Source organism: Streptomyces sp. SID14436, from assembly GCF_010548465.1.
Classification (GTDB): domain Bacteria; phylum Actinomycetota; class Actinomycetes; order Streptomycetales; family Streptomycetaceae; genus Streptomyces.
Map to the genome: position 1 here is coordinate 1 of NZ_JAAGMD010000451.1, position 7440 is coordinate 7440.

At 73.8% G+C, this 7440-nt stretch carries 6 protein-coding genes and 1 pseudogene; all 7 read left to right on the forward strand.

Translation table 11 applies throughout. From position 1 onward, the window contains the following. Positions 1-576 (forward strand): annotated as a pseudogene (locus G3I53_RS15575) (hypothetical protein); the annotation flags it as partial. 328 nt (positions 577-904) lie between these two features. Further along, entirely contained in the window at positions 905-1546 is a 642-nt protein-coding gene (locus tag G3I53_RS15580; protein ID WP_164339160.1) for a hypothetical protein, read from the forward strand. Positions 1547-1584: 38 nt separating this feature from the next. Next, a complete protein-coding gene (locus tag G3I53_RS15585; RefSeq protein ID WP_203592804.1) occupies positions 1585-3078 on the forward strand; it encodes a serine/threonine-protein kinase in 1494 nt (497 codons plus the stop codon). 158 nt (positions 3079-3236) lie between these two features. Continuing rightward, positions 3237-3884 carry a SurA N-terminal domain-containing protein gene (locus G3I53_RS15590; RefSeq protein WP_164339164.1) on the forward strand — a complete coding sequence of 216 codons (648 nt, stop codon included), beginning with the start codon at positions 3237-3239 and terminating at the stop codon, positions 3882-3884. Positions 3885-4029: 145 nt separating this feature from the next. Next, on the forward strand, positions 4030-5046 hold the full coding sequence (locus G3I53_RS15595; protein ID WP_164339166.1) for a nucleoside triphosphate pyrophosphohydrolase: 1017 nt from the start codon (positions 4030-4032) through the stop codon (positions 5044-5046). Positions 5047-5279: 233 nt separating this feature from the next. Then, positions 5280-6524, forward strand: coding sequence for a cytochrome P450 (locus G3I53_RS15600; protein ID WP_164339168.1), 1245 nt, complete (start codon positions 5280-5282; stop codon positions 6522-6524). Positions 6525-6724: 200 nt separating this feature from the next. Further along, a partial coding sequence (locus G3I53_RS15605; RefSeq protein WP_164438456.1) for a transglycosylase family protein occupies positions 6725-7440 on the forward strand: 716 nt, incomplete at its 3' end.

Below are 7440 nucleotides of genomic sequence, written 5' to 3' on the forward strand. Positions count from 1 at the left end.
CCGCCCGCGCCCCTCGCGCGCCGCCCCTCCACCACCGTCGGCGAACTCGCGCGCGCCGGCGCGCTGCTGATGCGCACGGGCGGCCACGGCGGGCCCACGCGCGTGCCCGTGCTCACCGACCACGACGTCCTCGCCGGAACCGGACCCTCCGGGACACTGCCCGAGAGCGACGACGAACCGGTGCTCACCGAACCCGGCGACATCGTCGTGCCCGTGCTCGGCGGCGGCGCCGTCACCCGGGTCGTCCACGGGGCGTCCGCCGGCGCCGTCCTGGGCCGCAACCTGGTCCTCCTGCGCCCCGACCCCGCCTCGCTGGACGCGTGGTTCGTCGCCGGGTTCCTGCGCGGCACCGCCAACCTCCGCCGGGCCGGCAGCTACGCCTCCACCGCCACCCGGCTCGACGTGCGCCGCCTGCGCCTGCCCCGGCTGACGCTGGACGAACAGCGGCGCTACGGCGCCCGGTTCCGCGCCCTGGACGCATTCGAGCGGACCCTGCGGCACGCCGGCCGGCTCGGCGACCAACTGGTCCGCGGCCTCTACGACGGCCTCACCGACGGCACCGTCACCCCCGACTGAGCACCGCCGGTGAGCACCGCCGGGCGCACGACACCGAAAACGGGCATCGAAGCGGGCACCGAAGCGGGCGGCCCACGGCCCTGAACGGGCGCCGGACGGCCGCCCCGCCGCCCGTCCGGGCACCGGTACGCCACCGGCGGGACCCGTTCTCCCGGGCCGGAGAACCACCCCCGCCCGCCGGAGGGGAAGATGACGGAAGTGATCGGGTCGACAACGGTTCGGTACAACGCGGGACCGGTTGTCCCCATCGGCCTATACGCTCGTGGCTCGACCGAGCTTCGACACTCGCACTACCGTCCTCGTCGGCCACACCGGTTCAGGAGCAGTCATGTACGGCCACGGCGCGCCGCAGCCCCCTCGCAGCGCGGCAACGGTGATCACTCTGCGCGTACTGATCACCGCCGCCGGATTCCTCTCGTGCGGCCTGCTGACCTGCGTCCCCCTGTTCCGGGTGGCGCTGCTGCGGGGCCGGACCCTCGACTGGGCCGCCGCCTGGGCCAGCATCCCGCTGTCCATCATCTTCCTCATGGTGATCGGCTCGCTGCCGGAGTCGGACATCCGGACCGACCTCGCCCTGGCCCTGCTGCTCCTCATGGGCGCCGGCGCCGGCGCGTACTTCCTCACCGTCGACATCCGCCTCCACAGCCAGCAGCGCCCCTACCCCGGCCCCCTGGGACACGGCACGGCCCCCTACGGCTACCCCCAGCCGACGCCGCCGCCGTCCCCGTACGCGACCACGGCCGCCGGACATCCCCCCATGCCGCAGCACCCCGCACCCCCGGTGCCCCCGCAGCAGACCCCGCACCCCGGCCCGGCCACGCCCGTCCCGCGGCCCACGGGAACGCCCCCGGCACCCCAGCGCATCGACCAGGTGCGGGCGGAACTCGACGAGCTCAGCGACTACCTGCGCAGACACGACGGCCATGACGGCCACCACGGCCCCGCGGGCCACCACGACAGCGGAAGGTGAGCGTGACGGCGGGACGAGTCGTCGCCGGCCGCTACGAACTGTCCACACTCATCGGACAGGGCGGCATGGGACAGGTCTGGACGGCCTACGACAAACGGCTGGACCGGCGGGTGGCGGTGAAACTGCTGCGCCCCGACAAGGTGGCCGGCCAGGAGGCCGACGAACTGCGCCGCCGCTTCGTGCGCGAATGCCGGGTGACCGCCCAGGTCGACCACCCCGGCCTGGTCACCGTCCACGACGCGGGCAGCGAGGGCGAGGAACTCTTCCTCGTCATGCAGTACATCGACGGCGCCGACCTCGGCGACCACCTCGCCGAACACGACCCGTACCCCTGGCAGTGGACGGTCGCGGTCGCCGCGCAACTGTGTGCCGTGCTCAGCGCCGTGCACGCCGTGCCGATCGTCCACCGCGACCTCAAGCCGCGCAACGTCATGGTCAAACAGGACGGCACGATCACCGTGCTCGACCTCGGCGTCGCCTCCGTCATGGACAGCGACACCACCCGCCTCACCCACACCGGCTCACCCATCGGCTCGCCCGCCTACATGGCCCCCGAACAGGCCATGGGCGGCGCCGTCGGCCCCTACACCGACCTCTACGCCCTCGGCGTCCTCATGCACGAACTGCTCAGCGGCGACGTGCCGTTCGCCGGCTCCACCGCCCTCGGCGTCCTGCACCGCCACCTCTACGAGCCGCCCGTGCCCGTCCGCCGGCTCCGCCCCGAGGTCCCCGAGGCCCTGGAATCGCTGGTGCTGCGCCTGCTGTCCAAGGACCCGCAGCACCGCCCCGCCTCCGCCCAGGAGGTCTACGAACACCTGGCCCTGCTGCTGCCCTCCCGCGGCACCCCCACCGGCTCACCGCTCGACCCCACCCGCCCCTTCCTGCGCCCGCACGCGCCCTGGCCCGACCGCGCCCGCACCCCCGCACCGCAGCCCGCCCCCGCCACACCCCCCGCGCCCGCCGCGGAGAAGGCCGACGTCGCCGTCGCCGTCGACGAGGTCAAACGCCTCCTCGGCGAGGGCCGCATCACCCAGGCCGTCGACATCCTCGGCGGCATCCTGCCCGTCGCCGCCGAACAGCACGGCGAGCACTCCCCGGTCGTCCGCACCCTGCGCAAGCAGTACGCGGCCACCCTCCTCGACGACGGCCAGTACCGGCGCGCCCTGCCCGAACTGCGCCGCCTCGCCGAGGAACGCGCCGCCGAGGCGGGCCAGGCCGACCCCCAGTCCCTGCGCTACCGCTACGAGGCCGCCCAGTGCCTCGAACAACTCGGCGAACCCGCCGCCGCCCTCGCCGAGTACCGGTCGCTGCTCGCCTACTTCGAGAACCAGTACGTCTCCGGCGACCCGCAGCTCGCCCACGACGTCCGCCGCCGCATCGGACACCTCCTGCTCGCCCTCGGCGACCGCGCCGCCGCCCACAGCACGCTGATGCGGCTGCTGCACGACGTGGAACGCGTGCAGGGCCCGGCACACCCGATGGCCGCCGAGGTCCGGCGGACCCTGCAATGGCTGGGACAAGTGCGCGGATAGCGGACGCGGGGCGCGGCGGGCCCTCCCGCGGGCGCGCGGCGGTGCCGGAAGTCCCGGTGAATCGTTGGTCGAATGGGTTGGCCAGAGCTTGGCCGATGCCTACCATCGATCATCGCAAGACTTTGTGCACCGCCGCACAAGCTCCTCAGGAGGTTTCCTTGCACCGCCGTCGTCGCACCGCGCTCCTCCTCACCGCCGCGCTCGCCGTGGCGGCACCCCTGCTCACCGCCTGCGGAAACGAGGCGCATCCAGGAGCGGCGGCCGTCGTCGGCGGCCAGCGGATCACCATCGCGCAGCTGGACAACCGGGTCGACGAGGTCCGCGAGGCCCAGCGCGCCGCCGTCCCGGACGACGCCCAGTACGAACAGGCCATCGCCCGCACCGGCAGCCTCACCCGCGACACCCTCCACAGCATGGTCCTCGACCGGGTGCTGGAGCGCGCCGCCCAGGACGCCGGGGTGACCGTCACCGACCGCGAGGTCCAGCAGCTGCGCACCGAACTCCAGGGACAGGCCGGCAGTGCCGAGGCACTGGAAGCGGCCTGGCTCCAGCAGTACGGCATCCCCCCGCAGCGCCTCGACGACAACCTCCGCCTCCAGGTTACGGCCCAGAAGCTGGCCGAACAGCTGGGCACCGACACCAGCAGGCCCGAGTTCTGGCAGGCCCTCTCCGCGGCCGGCAAGAAACTCGACATCGACCTCAACCCGCGCTACGGCACCTGGGACCCCGAGAAGAGCAGCCGCGTCGACGCCACCACCCCCTGGGTGCGCGACGTCACCAACGCCGGAGCCCCCCAGACCGCCTGACCGGTCGGCTCGCCCCGCCGAACACGACGGCGGAACGGCCGGCGCTACGGCAGGCGGAACGACCGGCGGTACGACCGTACGACCGCGCCGACTGCCCTGTGGACAACCTCCCGGGGCCGTCGGCGCCGTGCGTTAGTTTCGAACCGTGAACGCAACCAGTGCCACGCCGGCCAGCCCCGACACCGCCGACCCCGGCCGCATCGTCCTGCTCACCACCACTCACCGCGTCGCCCCCGGTCTGCTGTCCTGGCCCGCCTGGCAGGCCCTCCACGACGCCGACCGGGTCCTGTGCGCGGACGGCGCCCACCCGCAACTGCCCTACCTGCGGGAAGCCGGCATATCCGTCGAGCGGACCGCCCCGGCCGCCGAGGACCTCGTCGACGCCTGCGCGGGCGGCCGCACCGTGGTCGTCGTCGCGACCGGCGAGGGCGAGCCCGCACTGACCGACGGCCTGGCCCGCCTCGCCGGCAGCGGCCGGGTCAGCATGCCCGCACTGGAACTGCTCCCCGGCTCCTACGACCTGCCGGGCGCCCGGATCCTCGACCTCGTCCAGGTCATGGACCGCATCCGCGCCGAATGCCCGTGGTCGTCCCTCCAGACCCACCAGGGCCTCGCCAAGTACGGCATCGAGGAGGCGTACGAACTCGTCGAGGCCATCGAGGAGGGCGACCGCGACGAACTGCGCGAGGAACTGGGCGACGTCCTCCTCCAGGTCGTCTTCCACGCCCGGATCGCCGAGGAACACCCCGACGAGCCGTTCTCCCTCGACGACGTGGCCGGCGGCATCGTCGCCAAGCTGATCCACCGGCACCCGCACGTCTTCGGCGACGCCACCGCGACCACCCCCGAGGAGGTCAAGGAGCACTGGCTGCGCACCAAGGCCGAGGAGAAGCGGCGCACCTCGATAACCGAGGGCATCCCCCTCGGCCAGCCCGGCCTGGCCCTGGCCGCCAAGCTGGCCTCCCGGGTGCGCACCGCGGGCCTCGACGTGCCGCTGCCCCGGGGCGAGGGCATCGGGTACGAACTGCTCGCCCTCGCGGCCCGCGCCGAGGCCGAGGGCACCGACCCGGAGGCCGCCCTGCGCGCGGCGGCCCGCGCCTACCGGGACGCGGTACGGGCGGCGGAGGAGGCGGGCGCTGCGGAGGGCTCGGAAGGGGCGTAGTCGCAGGGGTCGGGGGCTCGGCGGGCGCGGCTGGCCGGGAGGGCGGGCTCGGGGGAGGGGTGCGCGGAGTGGAGGGGTGGGGCAGGGGGGACGGGGAGGGTGGGGGGAGGGGAGGGGGACCCCCCGCCCCCGCCGGATACGGTCGAGTCGTGACCGACCAGCTCCCCCCCGAACCTCCCCACCCCTCCGGCTGCCCCGCGGCTCCCGGATCGTCCGTGCCCCCCGTGCCCCCGATGCCCGAGCTCTTCACCTGGGAGTTCGCCGCCGACCCCTACCCGGCCTACGCCTGGCTGCGGGAGCACGCGCCCGTGCACCGGACGCGTCTGCCGAGCGGGGTGGAGGCGTGGCTGGTCACCCGTTACGCCGACGCCCGCCGGACCCTCGCGGACCATCGCCTCTCCAAGAATCCGGCGCACCACGACGAACCCGCGCACGCCAAGGGCAAGACCGGTATCCCCGGGGAGCGCAAGGCGGAGCTGATGACGCATCTGCTCAACATCGACCCGCCGGACCACACCCGGCTGCGCCGTCTGGTGAGCAAGGCGTTCACGCCGCGCCGGGTCGCCGAGTTCGCGCCCCGGGTGCAGGAACTGACCGACGGGCTCATCGACCGGTTCGCGGCCCGGGGTTCGGCCGATCTGATCCACGAGTTCGCGTTCCCGCTCCCCATCTACGCCATCTGCGACCTGCTCGGTGTGCCCCGCGAGGACCAGGACGACTTCCGGGACTGGGCGGGCATGATGATCCGTCACCAGGGCGGCCCGCGGGGCGGGGTGGCCCGGTCGGTGAAGAAGATGCGCGGTTATCTCGCCCATCTCATCCACCGCAAGCGCGCGGCCCTGCCCGCCGAGCCCGCGCCGGGCGAGGACCTCATCTCCGGTCTCATCCGGGCCTCGGACCACGGTGAGCACCTCACCGAGAACGAGGCCGCGGCGATGGCGTTCATCCTGCTGTTCGCCGGTTTCGAGACGACGGTCAACCTGATCGGCAACGGCACGCTGGCGCTGCTCACCCACCCGGGGCAGCGCGCCCGCCTGCAGGAGTCGCTGGCGGCCGGGGAGCGCGGGCTGCTGGAGACGGGGGTGGAGGAACTGCTGCGCTACGACGGCCCGGTGGAGCTGGCGACGTGGCGGTTCGCCACCGAGCCGGTCACCATCGGCGGGCAGCGGATCGCGGCGGGGGACCCGGTGCTGGTGGTCCTCGCCGCCGCCGACCGGGATCCGGAGCGGTTCGCCGGGCCGGACGTGCTCGACCTCGGCCGGCGTGACAACCCCCACTTGGGGTACGGCCACGGCATCCACTACTGCCTGGGTGCTCCGCTGGCCCGTCTGGAGGGGCAGACCGCGCTCGCCACGCTGCTGACGCGGCTGCCGGATCTCCGGCTGGCGGTGGATCCGGCCGAACTGCGGTGGCGGGGCGGGCTCATCATGCGCGGGCTGCGCACCCTGCCGGTGGAATTCAGTCCTCCGCAAAGCTGAGCGAACCGGACGGGTCGCCCTGCCCCCGATCCGACCAGCGGAAACGTGACACAGTCTCACACTCTGTGATCTTCACGTGATCTGCGCGGCATTAACTTGTGACAAGAGATCCTTCCCGATACGTTCACCCATCAACAGCGTGGCGGACGTGCGTTCGTGTCCGCCGCGCGGGCAACTGCTGTCGTGTGAAAGGTCTCCGCATGCTTTCCGGGAACGGTCGGCACCGTCGCCCCCGCCAGGCTCCGGCTTTCGTCGTCGCGGCCGGAGTCACCGGCTCCGCCATCGCTCTCCCGCTGCTGGCGGCCGGCAGCGCCAGTGCGGCCGACGGCAAGACGTGGGACCGGATCGCGGAATGCGAGACCGGCGGCAGCTGGAGCGAGAACAGCGGCAACGGCTACTACGGCGGCCTCCAGATGAGCCAGGAGAAGTGGGAGCAGTACGGCGGCCTCGAGTACGCGGCGAGCGCCGACCTGGCCAGCCGCCGCCAGCAGATCGAGATAGCCGACAAGGCGCTCGCCGCCGAGGGTGTCGGCGACTGGGCGACCTGCGGGCTCATCGCGGGGCTCCAGCCGGACAAGCAGGACGGTGCCGCCGGGCAGGACGATCCCGGCACGGGCGGCGAGGGGCTCCTGGGCTCGCTCGGCCTGGGCAACTCCTCTGCCGCGCCCGGCACGTCCGAGTCCGGCACGCCGTCCGGCGCCCCGTCCGCCTCCGCCTCCGCCACGCCTTCGCCGTCGCAGAGCACCCCGGGCGCGGCGGGCACCCCGGGTGCGGCGGGCGAGACGGCGGCCCCGGGCTCGTCCGGCGCGTCGGCCGGGGAGTCGACGGCTTCGCCGTCCGCTCCCGCCTCCACGTCCGCGAACGGTACGGAAACGGCCAACCCGGACAAGAGTGACGTTCCGTCGGCATCCGCCGG

What these genes read in the sequence shown, in the direction of transcription:
- G3I53_RS15580 (WP_164339160.1), top strand. Translation starts at nt 905, where the DNA reads ATGTACGGCCACGGCGCGCCGCAGCCCCCTCGCAGCGCGGCAACGGTG.
- G3I53_RS15600 (WP_164339168.1), top strand. Translation starts at nt 5,280, where the DNA reads ATGCCCGAGCTCTTCACCTGGGAGTTCGCCGCCGACCCCTACCCGGCC.